At 52.4% G+C, this 19,253-nt stretch carries 21 protein-coding genes, 1 other RNA gene and 2 pseudogenes; 7 read left to right on the top strand and 17 right to left on the bottom strand.

Annotation, left to right across the window (positions count from 1 at the left end):
* Positions 1-4: 4 nt before the first annotated feature.
* Complete coding sequence (gene dsbC, locus HEM79_RS09025; RefSeq protein ID WP_000715234.1) at positions 5-715, bottom strand: bifunctional protein-disulfide isomerase/oxidoreductase DsbC; 711 nt, start codon at positions 713-715, stop codon at positions 5-7.
* 24 nt (positions 716-739) lie between these two features.
* Positions 740-1,636: a site-specific tyrosine recombinase XerD gene (xerD, locus tag HEM79_RS09020; RefSeq protein ID WP_000806649.1), complete on the bottom strand. Its 897-nt coding sequence runs from the start codon at positions 1,634-1,636 to the stop codon at positions 740-742.
* 111 nt (positions 1,637-1,747) lie between these two features.
* Between xerD and fldB the strand changes: the two genes are divergently transcribed.
* Positions 1,748-2,269, top strand: coding sequence for a flavodoxin FldB (fldB, locus tag HEM79_RS09015; RefSeq protein ID WP_001055874.1), 522 nt, complete (start codon positions 1,748-1,750; stop codon positions 2,267-2,269).
* A 39-nt stretch (positions 2,270-2,308) separates the two neighbouring features.
* On the opposite strand, the gene HEM79_RS09010 is transcribed toward fldB, so the two are convergent.
* The 3 genes from HEM79_RS09010 to HEM79_RS09000 are packed head-to-tail and all read right to left on the bottom strand — an operon-like array spanning position 2,309 to position 3,183.
* A complete protein-coding gene (locus HEM79_RS09010; protein ID WP_000244787.1) occupies positions 2,309-2,716 on the bottom strand; it encodes a protein YgfX in 408 nt (135 codons plus the stop codon).
* Complete coding sequence (gene sdhE / locus HEM79_RS09005; protein ID WP_000354046.1) at positions 2,697-2,963, bottom strand: FAD assembly factor SdhE; 267 nt, start codon at positions 2,961-2,963, stop codon at positions 2,697-2,699. The genes HEM79_RS09010 and sdhE overlap by 20 nt, the downstream gene beginning before the upstream one ends.
* Complete coding sequence (locus HEM79_RS09000) at positions 2,953-3,183, bottom strand: hypothetical protein (RefSeq protein ID WP_176242618.1); 231 nt, start codon at positions 3,181-3,183, stop codon at positions 2,953-2,955. The genes sdhE and HEM79_RS09000 overlap by 11 nt, the downstream gene beginning before the upstream one ends.
* A 32-nt stretch (positions 3,184-3,215) precedes the next feature.
* Between HEM79_RS09000 and ygfZ the strand changes: the two genes are divergently transcribed.
* Positions 3,216-4,196 carry a tRNA-modifying protein YgfZ gene (gene ygfZ, locus HEM79_RS08995; RefSeq protein WP_021551332.1) on the top strand — a complete coding sequence of 327 codons (981 nt, stop codon included), beginning with the start codon at positions 3,216-3,218 and terminating at the stop codon, positions 4,194-4,196.
* Between the two features lie 195 nt (positions 4,197-4,391).
* On the opposite strand, the gene trhA is transcribed toward ygfZ, so the two are convergent.
* Positions 4,392-5,051 carry a PAQR family membrane homeostasis protein TrhA gene (gene trhA, locus HEM79_RS08990; RefSeq protein ID WP_176242620.1) on the bottom strand — a complete coding sequence of 220 codons (660 nt, stop codon included), beginning with the start codon at positions 5,049-5,051 and terminating at the stop codon, positions 4,392-4,394.
* A gap of 163 nt (positions 5,052-5,214) precedes the next feature.
* Entirely contained in the window at positions 5,215-5,526 is a 312-nt protein-coding gene (yqfB, locus tag HEM79_RS08985) for a N(4)-acetylcytidine aminohydrolase (protein WP_105285495.1), read from the bottom strand.
* Between the two features lie 44 nt (positions 5,527-5,570).
* Between yqfB and bglA the strand changes: the two genes are divergently transcribed.
* Positions 5,571-7,004 carry a 6-phospho-beta-glucosidase BglA gene (bglA, locus tag HEM79_RS08980; protein ID WP_176242622.1) on the top strand — a complete coding sequence of 478 codons (1,434 nt, stop codon included), beginning with the start codon at positions 5,571-5,573 and terminating at the stop codon, positions 7,002-7,004.
* 61 nt (positions 7,005-7,065) lie between these two features.
* On the opposite strand, the gene HEM79_RS08975 is transcribed toward bglA, so the two are convergent.
* The 4 genes from HEM79_RS08975 to gcvT form a co-directional block, all read right to left on the bottom strand.
* Positions 7,066-7,809: an SDR family oxidoreductase gene (locus tag HEM79_RS08975; protein WP_176242624.1), complete on the bottom strand. Its 744-nt coding sequence runs from the start codon at positions 7,807-7,809 to the stop codon at positions 7,066-7,068.
* 202 nt (positions 7,810-8,011) lie between these two features.
* Positions 8,012-10,885: an aminomethyl-transferring glycine dehydrogenase gene (gcvP, locus tag HEM79_RS08970; protein WP_176242626.1), complete on the bottom strand. Its 2,874-nt coding sequence runs from the start codon at positions 10,883-10,885 to the stop codon at positions 8,012-8,014.
* Positions 10,886-11,003: 118 nt separating this feature from the next.
* Positions 11,004-11,393 carry a glycine cleavage system protein GcvH gene (gene gcvH, locus HEM79_RS08965; protein WP_176242628.1) on the bottom strand — a complete coding sequence of 130 codons (390 nt, stop codon included), beginning with the start codon at positions 11,391-11,393 and terminating at the stop codon, positions 11,004-11,006.
* A 23-nt stretch (positions 11,394-11,416) separates the two neighbouring features.
* A complete protein-coding gene (gene gcvT, locus HEM79_RS08960; RefSeq protein WP_176242630.1) occupies positions 11,417-12,511 on the bottom strand; it encodes a glycine cleavage system aminomethyltransferase GcvT in 1,095 nt (364 codons plus the stop codon).
* A 313-nt stretch (positions 12,512-12,824) separates the two neighbouring features.
* Between gcvT and HEM79_RS23170 the strand changes: the two are divergent.
* Positions 12,825-12,884, top strand: a pseudogene (locus tag HEM79_RS23170) (hypothetical protein); the annotation flags it as partial.
* A 73-nt stretch (positions 12,885-12,957) separates the two neighbouring features.
* Here the strand turns inward: HEM79_RS23170 and ubiI are convergent.
* From ubiI to ygfB, 4 genes are read right to left on the bottom strand one after another with little or no spacing between them, the layout of a single operon-like run.
* Positions 12,958-14,160 carry an FAD-dependent 2-octaprenylphenol hydroxylase gene (gene ubiI / locus HEM79_RS08955; RefSeq protein WP_176242632.1) on the bottom strand — a complete coding sequence of 401 codons (1,203 nt, stop codon included), beginning with the start codon at positions 14,158-14,160 and terminating at the stop codon, positions 12,958-12,960.
* Between the two features lie 22 nt (positions 14,161-14,182).
* A complete protein-coding gene (ubiH, locus tag HEM79_RS08950) occupies positions 14,183-15,361 on the bottom strand; it encodes a 2-octaprenyl-6-methoxyphenyl hydroxylase (RefSeq protein WP_176242634.1) in 1,179 nt (392 codons plus the stop codon).
* Positions 15,358-16,683, bottom strand: a complete 1,326-nt coding sequence (gene pepP / locus HEM79_RS08945; RefSeq protein ID WP_176242636.1) for a Xaa-Pro aminopeptidase — start codon at positions 16,681-16,683, stop codon at positions 15,358-15,360. The genes ubiH and pepP overlap by 4 nt, the downstream gene beginning before the upstream one ends.
* Before the next feature lie 25 nt (positions 16,684-16,708).
* Entirely contained in the window at positions 16,709-17,287 is a 579-nt protein-coding gene (gene ygfB / locus HEM79_RS08940) for a UPF0149 family protein YgfB (protein ID WP_001295378.1), read from the bottom strand.
* Positions 17,288-17,453: 166 nt separating this feature from the next.
* Between ygfB and zapA the strand changes: the two genes are divergently transcribed.
* The 3 genes from zapA to HEM79_RS08925 all read left to right on the top strand — a co-directional run bounded on the left by zapA (position 17,454) and on the right by HEM79_RS08925 (position 18,631).
* Positions 17,454-17,783, top strand: a complete 330-nt coding sequence (gene zapA, locus HEM79_RS08935) for a cell division protein ZapA (RefSeq protein ID WP_001276008.1) — start codon at positions 17,454-17,456, stop codon at positions 17,781-17,783.
* A 41-nt stretch (positions 17,784-17,824) separates the two neighbouring features.
* Positions 17,825-18,008, top strand: a non-coding RNA gene (ssrS, locus tag HEM79_RS08930) — 6S RNA.
* 20 nt (positions 18,009-18,028) lie between these two features.
* Complete coding sequence (locus HEM79_RS08925; protein ID WP_176242638.1) at positions 18,029-18,631, top strand: 5-formyltetrahydrofolate cyclo-ligase; 603 nt, start codon at positions 18,029-18,031, stop codon at positions 18,629-18,631.
* Between the two features lie 100 nt (positions 18,632-18,731).
* Here HEM79_RS08925 and HEM79_RS08920 read toward each other — a convergent pair.
* Both HEM79_RS08920 and ibsC read right to left on the bottom strand, forming a co-directional pair.
* Positions 18,732-18,791 (bottom strand): annotated as a pseudogene (locus HEM79_RS08920) (type I toxin-antitoxin system Ibs family toxin).
* 333 nt (positions 18,792-19,124) lie between these two features.
* Positions 19,125-19,184, bottom strand: coding sequence for a type I toxin-antitoxin system toxin IbsC (gene ibsC / locus HEM79_RS08915; RefSeq protein ID WP_071524576.1), 60 nt, complete (start codon positions 19,182-19,184; stop codon positions 19,125-19,127).
* Positions 19,185-19,253 lie beyond the last annotated feature (69 nt).

The raw sequence follows: 19,253 nt of genomic DNA, 5'->3' as shown, positions 1-19,253 counted from the left end.
CGAATTATTTACCGCTGGTCATTTTTTGATGTTCGTCGAGGAATTCTTTCATCTCTTTCGGCGGCTGGTAACCCGGAACAAGTGTGCCATTACTCAGCACAACTGCCGGAGTACCGCTAACGCCAAGCTGGACGCCAAGTGCGTAATGGTCGGCAATATCGATATCGCAACTTGCCGGGGTAACGGCTTTGCCTGCCATTACGTCATCAAAGGCTTTATTTTTATCTTTTGCACACCAGATGGCTTTCATTTGTTGCTCCGCCTGGCTTTCCAGTCCCTGACGCGGGAACGCGAGATAACGCACGGTGATCCCCAGCGCATTATAGTCAGCCATCTGCTCATGCATTTTGTGGCAGTAGCCGCAGGTAATGTCGGTAAACACGGTGATGACGTGCTTTTCTTGCGGCGCTTTGTAGATGATCATCTCTTTTTCGAGCGCGTTCAGTTGCTTTAACAACATCTGGTTGGTGACGTTGATCGGTGCCGCGCCGCTAACGTCATACATTGGCCCCTGAATGATGTGTTTACCATCATCGGTGATGTACAGCACACCGCTGTTAGTCAGAACTGTCTTCATGCCTGCCACGGGTGCTGGCTGAATATCGCTGCTTTTGATGCCCATTTTGGCTAACGTTTGTTGTATTGCCGCGTCATCCGCCTGAACAAAGCCAGAAAACGCCGTCAACAAAGTAAACAACATAAAACCTTTCTTCATAAATCATCCCGTTCTTTTCAGCTATCACGCCCGAGGGTGATGCTGTTGATGAAGTTGCCGCAGACGCTCAGTAGCGACATGCGTATAAATTTGAGTCGTCGAGAGATCGCTATGACCCAGCAACATCTGCACAACGCGTAAATCCGCACCATGATTTAACAAATGGGTGGCAAAGGCGTGACGCAACACATGCGGTGACAGCTTTTCGCTGTCGATCCCCGCCAGCACGGCATAATGTTTAATGCGATGCCAGAAAGTTTGTCTCGTCATCTGCTGCGCACGCTGGCTGGGAAACAGTACATCAATTGACACACCGTTTAGCAACCACGGTCGCCCGTGTTCCAGATAGGTTTCCAGCCAGTAAACTGCCTCTTCACCTAACGGCACCAGGCGTTCTTTGTTGCCTTTACCAATTACCCGCACCACGCCCTGACGCAAGCTGATATCGCTCATCGTCAGCCCTACAAGTTCAGAGACACGCAATCCGGTAGCATACAGCACTTCGAGCATCGCTTTGTCGCGTAGCTCCAGAGGCTGATCAACCAGCGGTGCCTGCAATAACCTTTCAACTTGCGCTTCACTTAAATCTTTCGGTAGACGCTGGGGTAATTTTGGCGAAGCAAGATGCGCACTGGGATCGTCTTCACGAAACTTTTCGCGATAAAGATACTGGAACAATCGGCGCACCGCACTCAGCAAACGAGCGGAACTGGTGGCTTTATACCCGCCTTCCAGCCGTTCTGCCAGTAATGCCTGTAAGTCGCCGCTTTGCGCCGTTGCCAGCGTCAGTCCACGATGATGCAACCACTCCACCATCATTGACAGATCGCGACGATATGCGTTCAACGTATTTTCTGCCAGATTTTTTTCCAACCACAGGGCATCAAGAAACTGCTCGATGCGTGCCAGATCCTGTTTCACTTGCGCCCCTTATCGTTACTCGTTTGATCCATTATGCCTTATTGTGCCGTGACTAAAGCGATTCTGATACACTAGCCGCAAAAGCCACAGCAGAATCGAGAAGCTTACGTTATGAATATGGGTCTTTTTTACGGTTCCAGCACCTGTTATACCGAGATGGCAGCGGAAAAAATCCGCGATATTATCGGCCCAGAACTGGTGACCTTACATAACCTCAAGGACGACTCCCCTAAATTAATGGAGCAGTACGATGTGCTCATCCTGGGAATCCCGACCTGGGATTTTGGTGAAATCCAGGAAGACTGGGAAGCCGTCTGGGATCAGCTCGACGACCTGAACCTCGAAGGTAAAATTGTTGCGCTGTATGGGCTAGGCGATCAACTGGGATATGGTGAGTGGTTCCTCGATGCACTCGGTATGCTGCATGACAAACTCTCGACCAAAGGCGTGAAGTTCGTCGGCTACTGGCCAACGGAAGGGTATGAGTTCACCAGTCCGAAACCGGTGATTGCTGACGGGCAACTGTTCGTAGGTCTGGCGCTGGATGAAACTAACCAGTATGACCTCAGCGACGAGCGTATTCAGAGCTGGTGCGAGCAAATCCTCAACGAAATGGCTGAGCATTACGCCTGAGATTACTGACGGCATAGCGCACTCGCTTTGCCGTCGCCATTATTTTTGCGTCTCCTGCTGTAACAAAATCCGCCGCAAATCTCGCCATTCGGCTTCATCCATGCTGTCTGCTGCCAGCCACAGATGCTGACGTTTGCCGCTATCAGAACGTAAACGCAACATCATGCCGCTTTTAATCATCCACGGCGCTTTAACGATGCTCCACTCCTGCCCCTGCCAGCGTAAACGCCCATCCATCAGCAGACGAATCTCGCCCTGACGAGCATTAATACGCCGCTGACTACGGACGCAATCAAACACCACCAGCGAAAGCAACACCAGCCATAACGGAGTGTAACTAAGCGGCCAGGGCATGAGTAAAATAACAGCGGCAACCAGCCCATGAATCAGCAAGGAAAGCCACTGCGCGCGCCAGGAGACGCGCAGTTCAGATTGCCACAGGACCACGTTCCCGGTTCCGTGTCTGGATGAGTCGGACCATCATTTCCAGTTCTGCATCGGCCGGTTTACCGTGATTCATCAGCCAGTTGAACAGGTCGGGATCGTCACATTCCAGCAGACGAATAAAGATGCGTTTTTCGTCATCGCTTAAGCTGTCGTACTCATGTTCGAAAAACGGCATGATCGAAATATCAAGTTCGCGCATACCACGGCGGCATGCCCAATGAATGCGGGCTTTGTTGTTAATGTCCATCTTCTTCCTGTCTCACGAAAATCCAGTACCTGGCTATTGTAACGTGTTTTTCGACTTCTTTTGCGGGAATATCGGTAAACACAATCACGATCGCGAAATTAATCCACAACAATTCAATGGCTTCATTTTTTTGGAAGTCACCTCGCAAAGCCTGGCTGAAGGCACGGATCGCGTAGTGAAAGCACTTGCAATGCCCCATAGCTCTTTTACCATTAGTCATTAATTACGCCGTTTGTAAAACAGGACTCCATTATGGCTTTTACACCTTTTCCTCCCCGTCAGCCTACGGCTTCTGCCCGTTTACCGTTGACGCTGATGACGCTTGATGACTGGGCGCTTGCCACCATTACTGGTGCGGACAGTGAAAAATATATGCAGGGTCAGGTGACAGCAGATGTCAGCCAGATGACAGAAGATCAGCACCTGCTCGCCGCACATTGCGATGCCAAAGGTAAGATGTGGAGCAATTTGCGTCTGTTCCACGATGGCGACGGTTTCGCATGGATTGAACGGCGCAGCGTGCGTGAGTCGCAGCTTACCGAACTGAAAAAATATGCGGTATTTTCTAAAGTGACCATCGCGCCAGACGACGAGCGCGTGCTGCTTGGTGTTGCCGGTTTTCAGGCACGCGCCGCGCTGGCGAATCTCTTTAGTGAACTGCCTTCGAAGGAAAAACAGGTAGTCAGAGAAGGTGCAACTACCCTGCTATGGTTTGAACATCCAGCAGAACGTTTTCTGATCGTGACCGATGAAACTACCGCCAGTGCGCTGACAGATAAACTGCGCGGCGAAGCGGAACTGAACAATAGCCAACAGTGGCTGGCATTAAACATTGAAGCAGGTTTCCCGGTGATTGATGCGGCTAATAGCGGGCAGTTTATCCCCCAGGCGACCAATCTCCAGGCGCTGGGCGGCATCAGCTTTAAGAAAGGCTGCTATACCGGGCAAGAGATGGTGGCGCGAGCAAAATTCCGTGGTGCCAACAAACGCGCGCTCTGGTTGCTGGCAGGTAGCGCCAGCCGACTGCCGGAAGCAGGTGAAGACTTAGAGCTGAAAATGGGCGAAAACTGGCGTCGTACCGGAACCGTGCTGGCGGCGGTCAAACTGGAAGATGGGCAGGTCGTGGTTCAGGTAGTCATGAATAATGACATGGAACCGGACAGCGTTTTCCGCGTTCGTGACGATGCGAATACATTGCATATCGAGCCGCTGCCGTATTCGCTGGAAGAGTAAATTTCTGTATCGCTTCAGGCACCTATTGCCTGATGCGATGCTGACGCGTCTTATCAGGCCTGGGATTTGGTGCCTTTATCACAACAGGGACGCAGCCCGTAGGTCGGATAAGGCGTTCACGCCGCATCCGGCAGTTGCGCTCCGATGCCTGATGCGACGCTGGTGTGTCTTTTCATTCCAACAAAGGCATACCAATTACGCCTGCCCAATATACAAATAAATCGCCAGGAAATGGCACACGCTGCCGCCGAGCACAAAGCCGTGCCAGATGGCGTGGTTGTAGGGAATGCGTTTGCAGACGTAGAAAATCACCCCGAGCGAGTAAACTACACCGCCTACGGCCAGTAAGGTAACGCTGCCCGCCGCGAGCTTAACTGCCATTTCATAAATCACCACCAACGACAGCCAGCCCATAGCCAGATAAGTTACCAGAGATAAGATTTTAAATCGGTGCGCGATGGTCAGTTTGAACAGAATCCCCAGCAATGCCAGGCTCCAGATAACAACCATCAACCCGCGCGCTAACGGAGAATCCAGCCCCACCAGCAAAAACGGCGTGTAGGTTCCGGCAATCAACAGATAAATGGCGCAGTGGTCAAATTTCTTCAGCCACATTTTTGCCCGTTGATGAGGAATGGCGTGATAAAGCGTCGAAGCAAGAAACAGCAGGATCATACTGCCGCCATAGAGGCTGTAACTGGTTATCGCCGTGGTGCTGGCATTGAGATCCACCGCCTGAACCAGTAGCAATACCAGCCCGACGATACCAAACACCAGTCCAATACCGTGACTGACGCTGTTGGCAATTTCCTCTGCCAGCGAATATCCCTGCTTAATGAGGGGCTTCTGAACCATAACTTACTCCGGAGAAACGTACACGCACATGTATACCTCTCCAGCGTAACTGAGAATAGTTCCAGTGAACACCTGTTAGCTAAAATAAATTCTGATTTGAGACTAATCTCCGAAAAATCATGAAATTAAATGCGAAATTTCAACTAACAGGCGTGAGTTCAATTTAAAGACATTTAAATTCAATTACATAAAACTGTGTCTGACCGGGATAGATATCGGCAATGACCTTTTTCAATTCAGCCAGGGTCATATTTTCCTGTTGCGCGTGTTTTTCTGTGAGAGTATCCAGCGTCACCGTTGAGGTTGCAGTGACTTCAATAGTGCAAAAATAGCCGTCATCTTCAAAGCGCCCGACGCGAAGCACATCGCCAGCTTTAAAGTGCGATTCAGACTCGTCACGGATAGTGATGGTTTTACGCCCAGCCAGAATGTCATCCTGGAATCGTTGAAAAAAAGTGATGTTGTTTGGCTGCATGGTACTATTTCCTGTAAGAATTGACTCATCTGGAGCCTATGATAGTGAAAAAACTCACCTTACCGAAAGATTTCTTATGGGGCGGCGCAGTTGCCGCTCATCAGGTCGAAGGCGGCTGGAACAAAGGCGGCAAAGGGCCGAGTATTTGTGACGTACTGACCGGCGGCGCACACGGCGTGCCGCGCGAAATCACCAAAGAAGTCTTGCCGGGCAAATACTATCCGAACCATGAAGCGGTAGATTTTTACGGTCACTACAAGGAAGACATCAAGCTATTTGCCGAAATGGGCTTCAAATGTTTTCGTACTTCCATCGCCTGGACGCGCATATTTCCGAAAGGCGATGAAGCTCAGCCAAACGAAGAAGGGCTGAAGTTTTACGACGATATGTTCGATGAACTGCTGAAATACAACATCGAACCGGTGATCACCCTCTCCCATTTTGAAATGCCGCTGCATCTGGTGCAGCAATACGGTAGCTGGACCAACCGTAAAGTGGTTGATTTCTTTGTCCGTTTCGCGGAAGTGGTATTTGAACGCTATAAGCACAAAGTCAAATACTGGATGACCTTCAACGAAATTAACAACCAGCGTAACTGGCGCGCGCCGCTGTTCGGTTACTGCTGCTCTGGCGTGGTTTATACCGAGCATGAAAACCCGGAAGAGACGATGTATCAGGTGCTGCATCACCAGTTTGTCGCCAGCGCCCTGGCGGTGAAAGTCGCGCGTCGTATCAATCCTGAGATGAAAGTTGGCTGTATGCTGGCGATGGTGCCGCTCTATCCTTACTCCTGTAACCCGGATGATGTGATGTTTGCCCAGGAGTCGATGCGCGAACGTTACGTCTTTACCGATATCCAGCTACGCGGCTACTACCCTTCTTATGTGTTGAACGAGTGGGAACGTCGCGGATTTAACATCAAAATGGAAGATGGCGATCTGAATGTGCTGCGCGAAGGCACCTGCGCTTATCTTGGCTTCAGCTATTACATGACCAACGCGGTGAAGGCCGAAGGCGGCACCGGCGATGCGATTTCTGGTTTCGAAGGCAGCGTACCGAACCCGTATGTTAAAGCGTCTGACTGGGGCTGGCAGATTGATCCTGTGGGTCTGCGTTACGCACTTTGCGAACTGTATGAGCGTTACCAGAAGCCACTGTTTATTGTCGAAAACGGTTTTGGCGCTTACGACAAAGTGGAAGAAGATGGCAGCATCAACGACGACTACCGCATTGACTATCTGCGCGCCCATATTGAAGAGATGAAAAAAGCGGTAACTTACGATGGTGTGGATCTGATGGGCTACACGCCGTGGGGCTGCATCGACTGTGTATCGTTTACCACCGGGCAGTACAGCAAACGCTACGGCTTTATCTATGTGAATAAGCACGACGACGGTACTGGTGATATGTCGCGTTCACGTAAGAAGAGCTTCAACTGGTACAAAGAGGTGATTGCCAGCAACGGCGAGAAGCTTTGATTAGATGACATGACGGATGCGACGCCGATTGCGTTGCATCCGCCCAGACCACTTTCCCATCTTATTTTCCGCCCGCCAAATCGATAAAACTTCCCGTGACGTAAGAGGCTTTATCGCTTAACAGCCAGACAATGGCCTGCGCGACCTCTTCCGCCTGTCCGCCGCGCTGCATGGGGATGTTCGACTTAACGCGATCGACGCGTCCTGGTTCGCCACCGTTGGCGTGCATTTCGGTATAAATAAACCCTGGCCGCACGCCGTTAACACGGATCCCCTGCGCGGCGACTTCCAGCGATAGTCCGGTGGTTAACGTATCAATCGCCCCTTTCGATGCCGCATAATCAACATATTCCCCCGGAGATCCCAGCCGTGAGGCTACCGAAGAAACATTGACGATAGCGCCGCCGCTACCGCCGTTTTTAAGCGCCATGCGTTTTACCGCCTCGCGGCAGCAGAGAAAATATCCCGTCACATTGGTGGAAAGCACCCGGTTGATTCGCTCTGCGGTAAGGTTTTCTACGGTGCACTGGGTAAACAAGATCCCGGCGTTATTGACCAGCGCAGCTAGCGGTTCATCGTGCTGATCGATTGCTGTGAACATTGCGATGACCTGATTTTCGTCGCTGATATCCGCCTGGAGCACGAATGCCTTACCACCGGCTTTAGTTATTAAGTTCACCACCTCCTGCGCCGCATGGAGGTTTTGCTGATAATTAACCGCCACCGTATATCCTTCTTTTGCCAGCAGCAGCGCAGTTGCCCGCCCGATGCCGCGACTGCCACCAGTCACAAGTGCTATAGCCATTTGTTTTTACGAGAAAAATTAAGTCGTTGACGTATCTTTGAGATTGCTAACAAACTGGCTCAATCTTCAATGTTGGCACGCTTTTCCCCCTCACCCTAACCCTCTCCCCGAAGGGGCGAGGGGACTGTCTGAGCACTTTTGTACTTTGTCATCTGACTAAAAAGGCGCCGAAGCGCCTTTTGAAGATAGTCGAATCAGTAAATTACTGGTATTCGCTAATCGGTACGCAGGAGCAGAACAGGTTACGGTCGCCGTAAACATCATCCAGACGTTTCACCGTCGGCCAGTATTTGTCTGCCACGCCTGTCGGGAATACCGCAACTTCGCGGCTGTACGGATGCACCCACTCGGCGACCAGTTCGTTCTGAATGTGCGGCGCGTTCACCAGCGGGTTATCTTCCAGCGGCCAGACACCGGCTTTCACCTGGTCGATTTCTGCACGGATAGCCAGCATCGCGTCGATAAAGCGATCCAGTTCCACTTTGCTTTCGGATTCGGTCGGTTCAACCATCAGCGTACCCGCCACCGGGAACGACATGGTCGGCGCGTGGAAACCGTAGTCGATCAGACGCTTGGCAATATCCAGCTCGCTGATGCCAGTTTCTTCTTTCAACGGACGAATATCGAGAATACATTCGTGCGCCACGCGACCGTCGCGACCGGTATACAGCACCGGGAAGGCATTCTGCAGGCGGCTGGCAATATAGTTGGCGTTAAGAATTGCCACCTGGCTTGCTTTTTTCAGCCCTTCGGCACCCATCATGCGGATGTACATCCAGCTGATTGGCAGGATGGATGCGCTACCGAACGGTGCCGCAGAAACCGCGCCCTGACGGGTTAACATGCCTTCGATTTGCACCACGCTATGACCCGGTACAAACGGCGCCAGATGCGCTTTCACGCCGATCGGTCCCATACCCGGGCCGCCACCGCCGTGCGGAATGCAGAAAGTTTTATGCAGGTTAAGGTGCGAAACGTCCGCGCCAATAAAGCCCGGCGAGGTGATGCCAACCTGGGCGTTCATGTTCGCGCCATCAAGGTAAACCTGACCGCCGAACTGATGTACAACTTCACACACTTCACGGATCGTTTCTTCATACACGCCGTGGGTGGAAGGATAGGTCACCATGATGCAGGAGAGGTTATCGCCCGCCTGTTCCGCTTTCGCGCGCAGATCAGTCAGATCGATGTTGCCGTTTTTATCACACGCCACAACCACCACCTGCATTCCTGCCATATGTGCAGAAGCGGGGTTAGTTCCGTGCGCAGAAGCCGGGATCAGGCAGATATCGCGATGCCCTTCGTTGCGGCTTTCATGATAATGACGAATCGCCAACAGGCCCGCGTATTCGCCCTGTGCGCCAGAGTTCGGCTGCATACAAACGGCGTCGTAACCGGTCAGTTTCACCAGCCAGTCAGCCAGCTGCGCGATCATCTGCTGATAACCTTCGGCCTGTTCCGGCGGGCAGAACGGGTGCAGTTCGGCAAATTCCGGCCAGGTGATTGGGATCATCTCGGCGGCGGCGTTCAGTTTCATGGTGCAGGAACCCAGCGGGATCATCGCCTGATTCAGCGCCAGATCTTTACGCTCCAGCGAGTGCATATAGCGCATCATTTCGGTTTCGCTGTGGTAGCGATTAAACACCGGATGAGTGAGGATTTCGTCGTCGCGCAGCATCGCAGGCTGAATAGAGCGGCTGTCGTGAGCCACGTCTTTGTCCAGCGTGTCGATGTCCAGCCCGTGGTTATCGCCCAGCAGCACGCTGAAAAGCTGCATCACGTTTTCACGCGTGGTAGTTTCATCAAGGGTGATCCCCACCGCGTTCAGAATATCGCTACGCAGGTTGATTTCAGCCGCTTCGGCACGCGTCAGTACGCCCGCTTTGTCTGCCACTTCCACACACAAGGTGTCGAAATAGTGCGCATGACGCAGTTTCAGACCTTTTTGTTGCAGGCCTGCCGCCAGGATATCGGTCAGACGGTGGATGCGGTTAGCGATACGTTTCAGGCCAACCGGGCCGTGATAAACGGCATACAGGCTGGCGATGTTTGCCAGCAGTACCTGGGAAGTACAAATGTTGGAGTTCGCTTTCTCGCGACGAATATGTTGCTCGCGAGTCTGCATTGCCATGCGTAGCGCAGTATTACCAGCCGCATCTTTCGATACGCCGATAATGCGCCCCGGCATGGAGCGTTTGTATTCATCTTTCGCCGCAAAGAATGCCGCGTGCGGGCCACCGTAGCCCATCGGCACACCGAAGCGTTGCGCCGAACCAAAGACAATATCCGCACCCTGTTTGCCCGGCGCAGTTAACAGAACCAGCGCCATAATATCAGCGGCGACGCTGACCACAATTTTGCGTGATTTTAGTTCGCAGATGAGTGCAGTGTAGTCGTGAATTTCACCAGTAGTGCCGACCTGCTGTAACAGCACGCCGAACACGTCCTGATGGTCGAGCACTTTTTGCGCGTCATCGACAATCACTTCAAAACCAAAGGTTTCGGCACGAGTACGGACCACATCCAGCGTTTGCGGATGCACGTCAGAAGCCACAAAGAAGCGGTTGGCATTTTTCAGTTTGCTGACGCGTTTCGCCATCGCCATTGCTTCGGCGGCAGCGGTGGCTTCGTCAAGAAGAGAAGCCGATGCCATATCCAGCCCGGTTAAATCCAGCGTTACCTGCTGGAAGTTGAGCAGTGCTTCAAGGCGGCCCTGGGAGACTTCAGGTTGATACGGAGTATACGCGGTATACCAGCCCGGATTTTCCAGCATGTTACGCAGGATAACCGGCGGTAACTGCACGGCGGTGTACCCCATGCCGATGTAAGACGTGAAGCGTTTATTGCGACTGGCAATAGCCTTGAGTTCTGCCAGTGCGGCGTATTCGGTCGCCGGTGCGCCAACCTGAGGCGGAGTCGCAAGCTGAATATCTTTCGGCACAATCTGGCCGGTCAGCGCGTTTAACGATTGTGCACCAACGGCATTCAGCATTTCTTGCTGTTGCGCGGCGTCCGGTCCGATATGGCGTTCAATAAAAGCGCCGCTATTTTCAAGCTGGCTTAACGTCTGTGTCATGAGCGATGGTTCCTGAAACGTGCAGTGAATTGTGAACCTCTCTCCTTGCGAAGAGAGTGAGGGTGAGGCGTACAATTTCCTCACCCTTATCCTCTCCCAAAGAAGAGGATTAAAGCCGTTACTCGTCTTCTAACAATGCTTCGTATGCGGTCGCATCCAGCAGTGAATCCAGTTCGCTTTCATCGCTGGCTTTGATTTTAAAGATCCAACCGCCTGCATACGGTTCGCTGTTCACCAGTTCCGGGGAATCGCTCAGTGCGTCGTTTACCGCCTCGATTTCACCGCTTACTGGCGCATAAATGTCTGACGCCGCTTTTACTGATTCGGCAACCGCGCAGTCATCGCCCGCGCTAACCGTTGCGCCCACTTCCGGTAGGTCAACAAACACCATATCGCCTAACAGCTCCTGAGCGTGTTCGGTGATACCAACGGTGTAAGTGCCGTCGGCTTCTTTACGCAGCCATTCGTGTTCTTTGCTGTATTTCAGTTCTGCTGGTACGTTGCTCATCAATCAATCTCCAAAAAAGTAAATCACGCGACGGCTTTGCCGTTACGCACAAAAACAGGTTTCGTCACTTTAACCGGCATTTCACGGTTGCGAATTTGCACAATCGCCGTTTCGCCAATGCCTTCCGGCACGCGCGCCAGCGCAATGCTGTAACCCAGCGTCGGGGAGAAAGTCCCGCTGGTAATAACACCTTCATGCTGGTTGCCCTGCGCGTCGGTAAAACGTACCGGTAGTTCATTACGCAGCACGCCTTTTTCGGTCATCACCAGACCAACCAGTTTTTCTGTGCCATGTTCACGCTGCGCTTCCAGGGCTTCACGACCGATAAAGTCACGATCTGCCGGCTCCCAGGCAATGGTCCAGCCCATGTTGGCGGCTAAAGGAGAAATGGTTTCGTCCATCTCCTGACTATAAAGATTCATGCCCGCTTCCAGACGCAGCGTGTCACGCGCGCCCAGGCCGCAGGGCTTAACGCCCGCTTCCACCAGCGCGCGCCAGAAATCCGCCGCTTTTTCATTGGGCAGCGCAATTTCATAGCCCGCTTCACCGGTGTAACCGGTGGTGGCAATAAACAGATCACCCGCCTGCACGCCAAAGAACGGTTTCATTCCTTCCACCGCCTGACGCTGAGCGTCATTAAACAGTGTGGCAGCTTTTGCCTGCGCATTCGGCCCTTGTACGGCAATCATGGAAAGGTCATCACGAACGGTAATTTCGATGCCGAAGGGTTCAGCGTGTTGGGTAATCCAGGAGAGGTCTTTTTCGCGGGTGGCGGAGTTTACAACGAGGCGGAAGAAATCTTCAGTGAAGTAGTAGACGATGAGGTCATCTATCACACCGCCAGAGGCATTCAACATCCCGGAGTAGAGGGCTTTGCCACTTTTGGTGAGCTTCGCCACATCGTTCGCCAGCAGATAACGCAGAAACTCCCGGGTGCGGCTGCCGCGAAGATCGACGATGGTCATATGCGACACATCAAACATTCCGGCATCGGTACGTACCGCATGATGTTCGTCGATTTGCGAACCGTAATGCAGCGGCATCATCCAGCCGTGGAAATCCACCATGCGAGCGCCGCAAAGCGTGTGTTGTTCGTACAAAGGAGTCTGTTGTGCCATCTTGTCCTCATTGAATAAACGGGGCTGACAACTTTTCATGGCGAAATTATCACCACGAAACCCAGCATCGGAGCCACTCCCGGTCCCCAACGCAATCGTTCTCTTTTCCCTGAACTTACCACCGAAACAGACGGTTAACCATAAGGTAAAATTGATCATCACATTAGCTTATGGTTAAAAAATACAAAAATCTCAACAGAATAAAAAACCAAAAATTTATTTTATTTTTATATAAATATGATGCTTTCAAGAAACAGATTTGGATAAACCAATATTAAGAACTGAAAATATGTCAAAAATCACTCAATGAAAAAATCGTAACATTAGAAAATATAATGCGAAATTGATGGTGAAATTAGTTTATTTCAAATGAGGAAAATCTCCCGGCGAAAAAACCGGGAGATGAAAGTGTGATGGGTATCAAATAAACAGAAGAGGAGAAATTTTTAACGCAGCCATTCAGGCAAATCGTTTAATCCCATTGCCTGACGGATAAGTTGCGGCTTAACGCCAGGAAGCGTGTCGGCCAGTTTCAGGCCAATATCGCGCAGCAGTTTTTTCGCCGGATTGGCTCCGGAAAACAGATCGCGAAAGCCCTGCATACCAGCCAGCATCAGCGCAGCACTGTGCTTGCGGCTACGCTCATAGCGACGCAGGTAAATATACTGCCCGATGTCTTTACCCTGACGATGCAACCGTTTCAGTTCAGCAATCAACTCTGCGGCGTCCATAAAGCCGAGATTAACGCCCTGCCCCGCCAGCGGATGAATGGTATGCGCGGCGTCGCCCACCAGCGCCAGACGGTGCGCGGCAAACTGGCGCGCATAACGCCCCGTCAGCGGAAATACCTGACGCTCGCTCTCAACCTTGCATAAGCCCAGGCGATTATCAAAAGCGATATTTAACGCGCGATTAAATTCGTCTTCACCTGCCTGCTGCATCCGCTGCGCTTCCTCTGGCGGCAGTGACCAGACAATCGAGCACAGATGCGGATCGCTAAGCGGTAAAAAGGCCAGAATGCCTTCGCCGTGGAAAACCTGGCGCGCCACAGCGCCATGCAGCTCCTGCGTGCGAATGGTCGCCACCAGCGCGTGATGCTGATAATCCCAGAAAGTCAGGGGGATATCGGCTTTGTTGCGCAACCAGGAATTAGCGCCGTCCGCGCCAATCACCAGACGCGCCGTTAACATACTGCCGTCTTTCAGCGTCAGGAAGGTTTCGTTCTCTCCCCAGGCGACCTGCTGTAATTCTGCGGGGGCCAGCAGAGTGATATCTGACGACTGCTGCGCTTTGTTCCACAGCGCGTAATGAACTACTGAATTTTCAACAATATGCCCAAGATGGCTATAGCCCATGCTTTGATCGTCAAACGAGATGTGACCAAAGCTGTCTTTGTCCCACACGTCCATGCCGTGATAGCAACTGGCTCTGCGGGAGAGGATGTCCTGCCAGACGCCAAGACGGGTAAGTAATTTTTCGCTGGCGGCATTGATAGCCGAAACGCGCAGTTGTGGTGGTGCATCCGCCGCCAGAGGTTCCGGTACGCGCTGCTCCAGTACGGCAACGCGTAAGCCGCTACCCTGTAAGCCGCAGGCAACCGCCAGCCCCACCATGCCGCCGCCAACAATGGCTACATCAACACTTTGCATTGTTTATTCCTTAAAACCGCCTTCAACGCGCCACCCAACCGAGGGTGCGCTGCGCCAGCACATCGCGTGCCGGGGTGAATAATTCCATCGTCATCAGCCCGATGTTGCGCCCGACAACCAGCGGCGTCCAACGGTTGGCAAAAAGATGTACAAGGCTGTCCGTGACGCCAATGGTTGCTTCGCGATCGCTCTGTCGACGCTGCTGATAACGACACAATACGCTGTAATCACCAATGTCTTCTCCGCGCTCCCGCGCCTGAGTCAGGGTTTCCGCAAGGCTCATAACATCACGCATACCGAGGTTAAATCCTTGCCCGGCGATCGGGTGCAGGGTTTGCGCCGCATTGCCCACCAGCACGGTGCGATGGGTAATAGGTTTGGCGGCACGGGTTAACGCCAGCGGATAAGCACTGCGTTTTCCGGCGTGGGTAATTTGCCCCAGCCGCCAGCCAAACGCAGCCTGGAGTTCACGGCAAAACTTCTCGTCGCTCCACGCCAGTACCTCTTCGCGCCGTTCCAGTGGATGACACCAGACCAGCGAACAACGTCCGTCAGACATCGGCAACATTGCCAACGGACCGTATTGCGTGAAACGTTCAAAAGCACGGCCTTCGTGCGCAACGGAGGTCGCAACGTTGGCAATTACCGCCAGTTGTTCGTAAGGCTCCTGCTGCCAGTCAACGCCGCAGGCGCTGGCTAATGCTGAATGGGTGCCGTCAGCGGCTACCAGCACGCGCCCCGTCAGCGTCCCGCCGCTCTCCAGCGTCACTTCAACGGTATCCTGTGTACGGGAAACGTTAGCAACGCGATCCGGGCAATGCAGCGTTACGCCTGGCGCTTTGCGCAACAGCGCAAACAGCCGTTGCCCGACATTATGCAACTCGACAACCTGCCCCAGCGCCGCCAGTTGGTAATCTTCTGCGGCGAGGGTGACGAATCCGGCATGACCGCGATCGCTGACATGCACGGTAGTGATGGCGGTTGCGCAATCAGCCAGAGATTGCCAGACGCCGATACGTGCCAGCTGCTGGCAGGTGCCCGCCGCCAGCGCAATAGCCCGGCCATCAAAGCCCGGATGAGTATGAGACTCTGGCGCGGTCGCTTCAATCAGATGTACTGGCAGCGCCCCGTGACTTAACCGGGAAATAGCCAGCGCCAGCGTCGCGCCCGCCATGCCGCCACCGACGATGATTACGCTCATTGCTTTCTCGCAGCTGCCATCAACGCTTCGATTTCTTCCGGCTTTTTCACCACGCTGGCAGTGAGGTTTTCGTTGCCAGTTTCGGTAATCACAATATCGTCTTCAATACGAATGCCGATACCGCGATATTGTTCTGGCACATCCGCATCCGGTGCAATATACAGACCTGGCTCTACGGTCAACACCATGCCAGGTTCAAGAATGCGCGAGCGATCCTGACCATAAACACCTACGTCATGGACATCCAGACCTAACCAGTGGCTAAGGCCATGCATAAAGAAAGGACGGTGGGCGTTTTGAGCGATCAGCTCATCGACATCACCTTTCAGGATACCGAGTTTTACCAGGCCGTTAATCATAATGCGCACCACTTCACCGGTGACTTCCTGAATGGAAGTTCCCGGACGATACAGGCGCAAGCTGGTTTCAAGAGACTCCAGCACAATGTCGTAGATTTCACGCTGAGCCTGAGTGAATTTGCCGTTGACCGGGAAGGTGCGGGTAATATCGCCAGCGTAACCTTTGTATTCACAACCCGCATCAATCAACACCAGGTCGCCATCACGCATTTCACACTCATTTTCGGTGTAGTGCAGAATGCAGCCGTTTTCACCGCTGCCGACTATGGTGTTGTAGGAAGGATAACGCGCGCCGTGGCGGTTAAATTCGTGGTGAATTTCGCCTTCCAGATGGTACTCGAACATTCCCGGACGACATTTTTCCATCGCCCGGGTGTGCGCCAGTGCGGTGATTTCCCCCGCGCGGCGAAGTACGGCAATCTCTTCTGGTGATTTGAACAGGCGCATTTCATGAACAATGGGACGCCAGTCGATCATCGTTGCCGGAGCGGTGAGATTTTGCCGTGAGCCTTTACGCAGTTTTTCCAGCGCGCTGTTCACGATTTCATCAGCATAGGTATATTCGCCCTGAGCGTGGTAAACCACATCCAGACCGTTGAGCAGTTGATAAAGTTGCTGATTGATTTCGCTGAACGCCAGCGCACGGTCAACGCCCAGTTTCTCTGGCGCGGCATCCTGACCTAAGCGACGGCCAAACCAGATCTCCGCCGTCAGGTCGCGAACGCGGTTAAACAGAACGCTGTGGTTATGAGTGTCATCGCTTTTAATCAGCACCAGCACCGCTTCCGGTTCGTTAAAGCCGGTGAAGTACCAGAAGTCACTGTTTTGACGATACGGATATTCGCTGTCGGCGCTACGGGTCACTTCCGGCGCGGCAAAAATCAGCGCGGCGCTGCCGGGTTGCATTTGCTCCACCAAAGCCTGACGGCGACGCTGAAATTCTTGCGGGGATATATCACTCATAACACTCTCCTTACGTTTTTTGTTTTTAGTGTAGAGTCGGTTTTTGTACTTCTGGCGCAGTCGGTTGCGGATGAGTAAAGGTGTCGTGGCATAACAGCGCGGCAACACGGACGTACTCGATGATCTCTTCAAGCGACATTTCCAGCTCTTCCTGATCTTCGTCTTCGTCATATCCCAGTTGCGCAATGTTACGCAGATCGTCGATGGCTTCACCGGTTTCGCCAGTCACTTTATCCAGCTTCGGCTGAGTCACGCCAAGACCAAGCAGGAAGTGATTTACCCAGCCTGCCAGCGCATCAGCGCGATCGAAAACGCTGACATCATCGCCATCAGGCAGATAAAGCTGAAAAAGGAAGCCGTCATCTTGCAGGGCATCGCTGGTGGCTGAGTGCATTTTGCGCAATGCCTGTGCCAGCTCATGACCGAAAGCCATGCCTTCGTTCGTCAGGTCGTGAAGCAGCGGCAACCATGAACTGTCATCATTGCCACCGCAAATCATCCCGCTGATTAAACCGTGCATCTCAGCAGGGGTCAGACCCGTCCCTTGTTGGTTCAGATACTGGTTCATTTCGTTGTAACCAGGCATTTCGTTCTGTATAGACATAAGCATTCGTCATCAAAGGGAGGAAGATTCATGATATGCTACCACTTTGGACCCTGGTGAACCAGAAAAGGGCTTGTCTCTTCTCATCAGGGTAGCTATAGTTCGCCCCTTCGCAGACCATGGGTCTGAAGACGAAGGAAGCGCAGTCAATCAGCAGGAAGGTGGCATGTCTGCACAACCCGTCGATATCCAAATTTTTGGCCGTTCACTGCGTGTGAACTGCCCGCCTGACCAAAGGGATGCGTTGAATCAGGCCGCAGACGATCTGAATCAGCGGTTGCAAGATCTGAAAGAACGCACTAGAGTCACAAATACTGAACAGTTGGTCTTCATTGCTGCATTGAATATCAGCTATGAGTTAGCGCAAGAAAAAGCGAAGACTCGTGACTACGCGGCAAGTATGGAACAGCGTATTCGGATGCTGCAACAGACCATAGAACAAGCGTTACTTGAACAAGGTCGCATCACCGAAAAAACGAACCAAAACTTTGAATGACACTTTTCGGTTTACTGTGGTAGAGTAACCGTGAAGACAAAATTTCTCTGAGATGTTCGCAAGCGGGCCAGTCCCCTGAGCCGATATTTCATACCACAAGAATGTGGCGCTCCGTGGTTGGTGAGCATGCTCGGTTCGTCCGAGAAGCCTTAAAACTGCGACGACACATTCACCTTGAACCAAGGGTTCAAGGGTTACAGCCTGCGGCGGCATCTCGGAGATTCCCTTCTTATCTGGCACCAGCCATGACGCAACTACCAGAACTCCCACAGACATTATCCCGACAAGAAATCCGTAAAATGATTCGGCAACGTCGTCGTGCGTTAACGCCGGAACAACAGAAAGAAATGGGTCAACAAGCCGCTACCCGGATGATGACTTATCCCCCGGTGGTGATGGCGCATACGGTCGCTGTATTCCTCTCTTTTGATGGCGAGCTCGACACCCAACCGCTCATAGAACAACTCTGGCGTGCCGGTAAGCGCGTGTATCTTCCAGTTTTGCATCCCTTTAGTGCCGGTAACTTACTATTCCTGAATTACCATCCGCAAAGTGAACTGGTAGTGAACAGGTTAAAGATCCACGAGCCAAAACTGGACGTGCGCGATGTGCTTCCCCTTTCCCGGTTAGATGTGCTGGTCACACCGCTGGTCGCCTTTGATGAGTACGGTCAACGCCTGGGAATGGGCGGCGGTTTTTATGATCGGACATTGCAAAACTGGCAGCACTACAAAATGCAGCCAGTAGGTTATGCGCATGATTGTCAGTTAGTAGAAAAACTGCCGGTTGAAGAGTGGGATATCCCACTGCCTGCGGTGGTTACACCGTCGAAAGTCTGGGAGTGGTGAGGGCGATACTCCCGCATCGCCCTGATTGACATCGTTGATTCTTTAACCTAATTTAGTGAGTAAGGGTAAGGGAGGATTACTCCTCCCCTGAGACTGACTGTTAATAAGCTGGCAAACTTATCAGTAACAGTACAATCAGTATGATGACAAGTCACATCATAACCCTTCTCCTTTAAGCCCTCGCTTCGGTGAGGGCTTTACCGTTACAGCCCTGTGCTGCCCCGCCATCGTAAACTCTCTTTAAATAACCACAACGCTTTGATCTGGCTTTAAATCTTTTCTTCGAGCGCGCTCGTAAAACGTCATGCAAGGTATGAATACATTGTGGGCAAAAGAGATTTATTACGGCAGTAAACGAGGACAGTGATGTGACTATCAAAAAGATCGGTTCAGGGCGACGCCTCCCGCATCGCCCTGATTGACATCGTTGATTCTTTGACCTAATTTAGTGAGTAAGGGTAAGGGAGGATTGCTCCTCCCCTGTGACTGACTGTTAATAAGCTCCGAAACTTATGAGTAACAGTACAATCAGTATGATGACAAGTCGCATCATACCCCTTCTCCTTCAAGCCCTCGCTTCGGTGAGGGCTTTACCGTTACAGCCCTGTGCTGCCCCGCCATC

Origin of the sequence: Escherichia sp. 93.0816 (assembly GCF_013368855.2) — a bacterium.
Lineage (GTDB): Bacteria > Pseudomonadota > Gammaproteobacteria > Enterobacterales > Enterobacteriaceae > Escherichia > Escherichia ruysiae.
This window is presented reverse-complemented; position numbering and strand designations above follow the sequence as displayed.

Excerpts from the sequence above, each read along its gene's own strand:
- dsbC (WP_000715234.1), bottom strand. The coding sequence starts at position 715 with ATGAAGAAAGGTTTTATGTTGTTTACTTTGTTGACGGCGTTTTCTGGC.
- fldB (WP_001055874.1), top strand. The coding sequence starts at position 1,748 with ATGAATATGGGTCTTTTTTACGGTTCCAGCACCTGTTATACCGAGATG.
- sdhE (WP_000354046.1), bottom strand. The coding sequence starts at position 2,963 with ATGGACATTAACAACAAAGCCCGCATTCATTGGGCATGCCGCCGTGGT.
- HEM79_RS09000 (WP_176242618.1), bottom strand. The coding sequence starts at position 3,183 with ATGACTAATGGTAAAAGAGCTATGGGGCATTGCAAGTGCTTTCACTAC.
- ygfZ (WP_021551332.1), top strand. The coding sequence starts at position 3,216 with ATGGCTTTTACACCTTTTCCTCCCCGTCAGCCTACGGCTTCTGCCCGT.
- trhA (WP_176242620.1), bottom strand. The coding sequence starts at position 5,051 with ATGGTTCAGAAGCCCCTCATTAAGCAGGGATATTCGCTGGCAGAGGAA.
- yqfB (WP_105285495.1), bottom strand. The coding sequence starts at position 5,526 with ATGCAGCCAAACAACATCACTTTTTTTCAACGATTCCAGGATGACATT.
- HEM79_RS08975 (WP_176242624.1), bottom strand. The coding sequence starts at position 7,809 with ATGGCTATAGCACTTGTGACTGGTGGCAGTCGCGGCATCGGGCGGGCA.
- gcvP (WP_176242626.1), bottom strand. The coding sequence starts at position 10,885 with ATGACACAGACGTTAAGCCAGCTTGAAAATAGCGGCGCTTTTATTGAA.
- gcvH (WP_176242628.1), bottom strand. The coding sequence starts at position 11,393 with ATGAGCAACGTACCAGCAGAACTGAAATACAGCAAAGAACACGAATGG.
- gcvT (WP_176242630.1), bottom strand. The coding sequence starts at position 12,511 with ATGGCACAACAGACTCCTTTGTACGAACAACACACGCTTTGCGGCGCT.
- ubiI (WP_176242632.1), bottom strand. The coding sequence starts at position 14,160 with ATGCAAAGTGTTGATGTAGCCATTGTTGGCGGCGGCATGGTGGGGCTG.
- ubiH (WP_176242634.1), bottom strand. The coding sequence starts at position 15,361 with ATGAGCGTAATCATCGTCGGTGGCGGCATGGCGGGCGCGACGCTGGCG.
- pepP (WP_176242636.1), bottom strand. The coding sequence starts at position 16,683 with ATGAGTGATATATCCCCGCAAGAATTTCAGCGTCGCCGTCAGGCTTTG.
- ygfB (WP_001295378.1), bottom strand. The coding sequence starts at position 17,287 with ATGTCTATACAGAACGAAATGCCTGGTTACAACGAAATGAACCAGTAT.
- zapA (WP_001276008.1), top strand. The coding sequence starts at position 17,454 with ATGTCTGCACAACCCGTCGATATCCAAATTTTTGGCCGTTCACTGCGT.
- HEM79_RS08925 (WP_176242638.1), top strand. The coding sequence starts at position 18,029 with ATGACGCAACTACCAGAACTCCCACAGACATTATCCCGACAAGAAATC.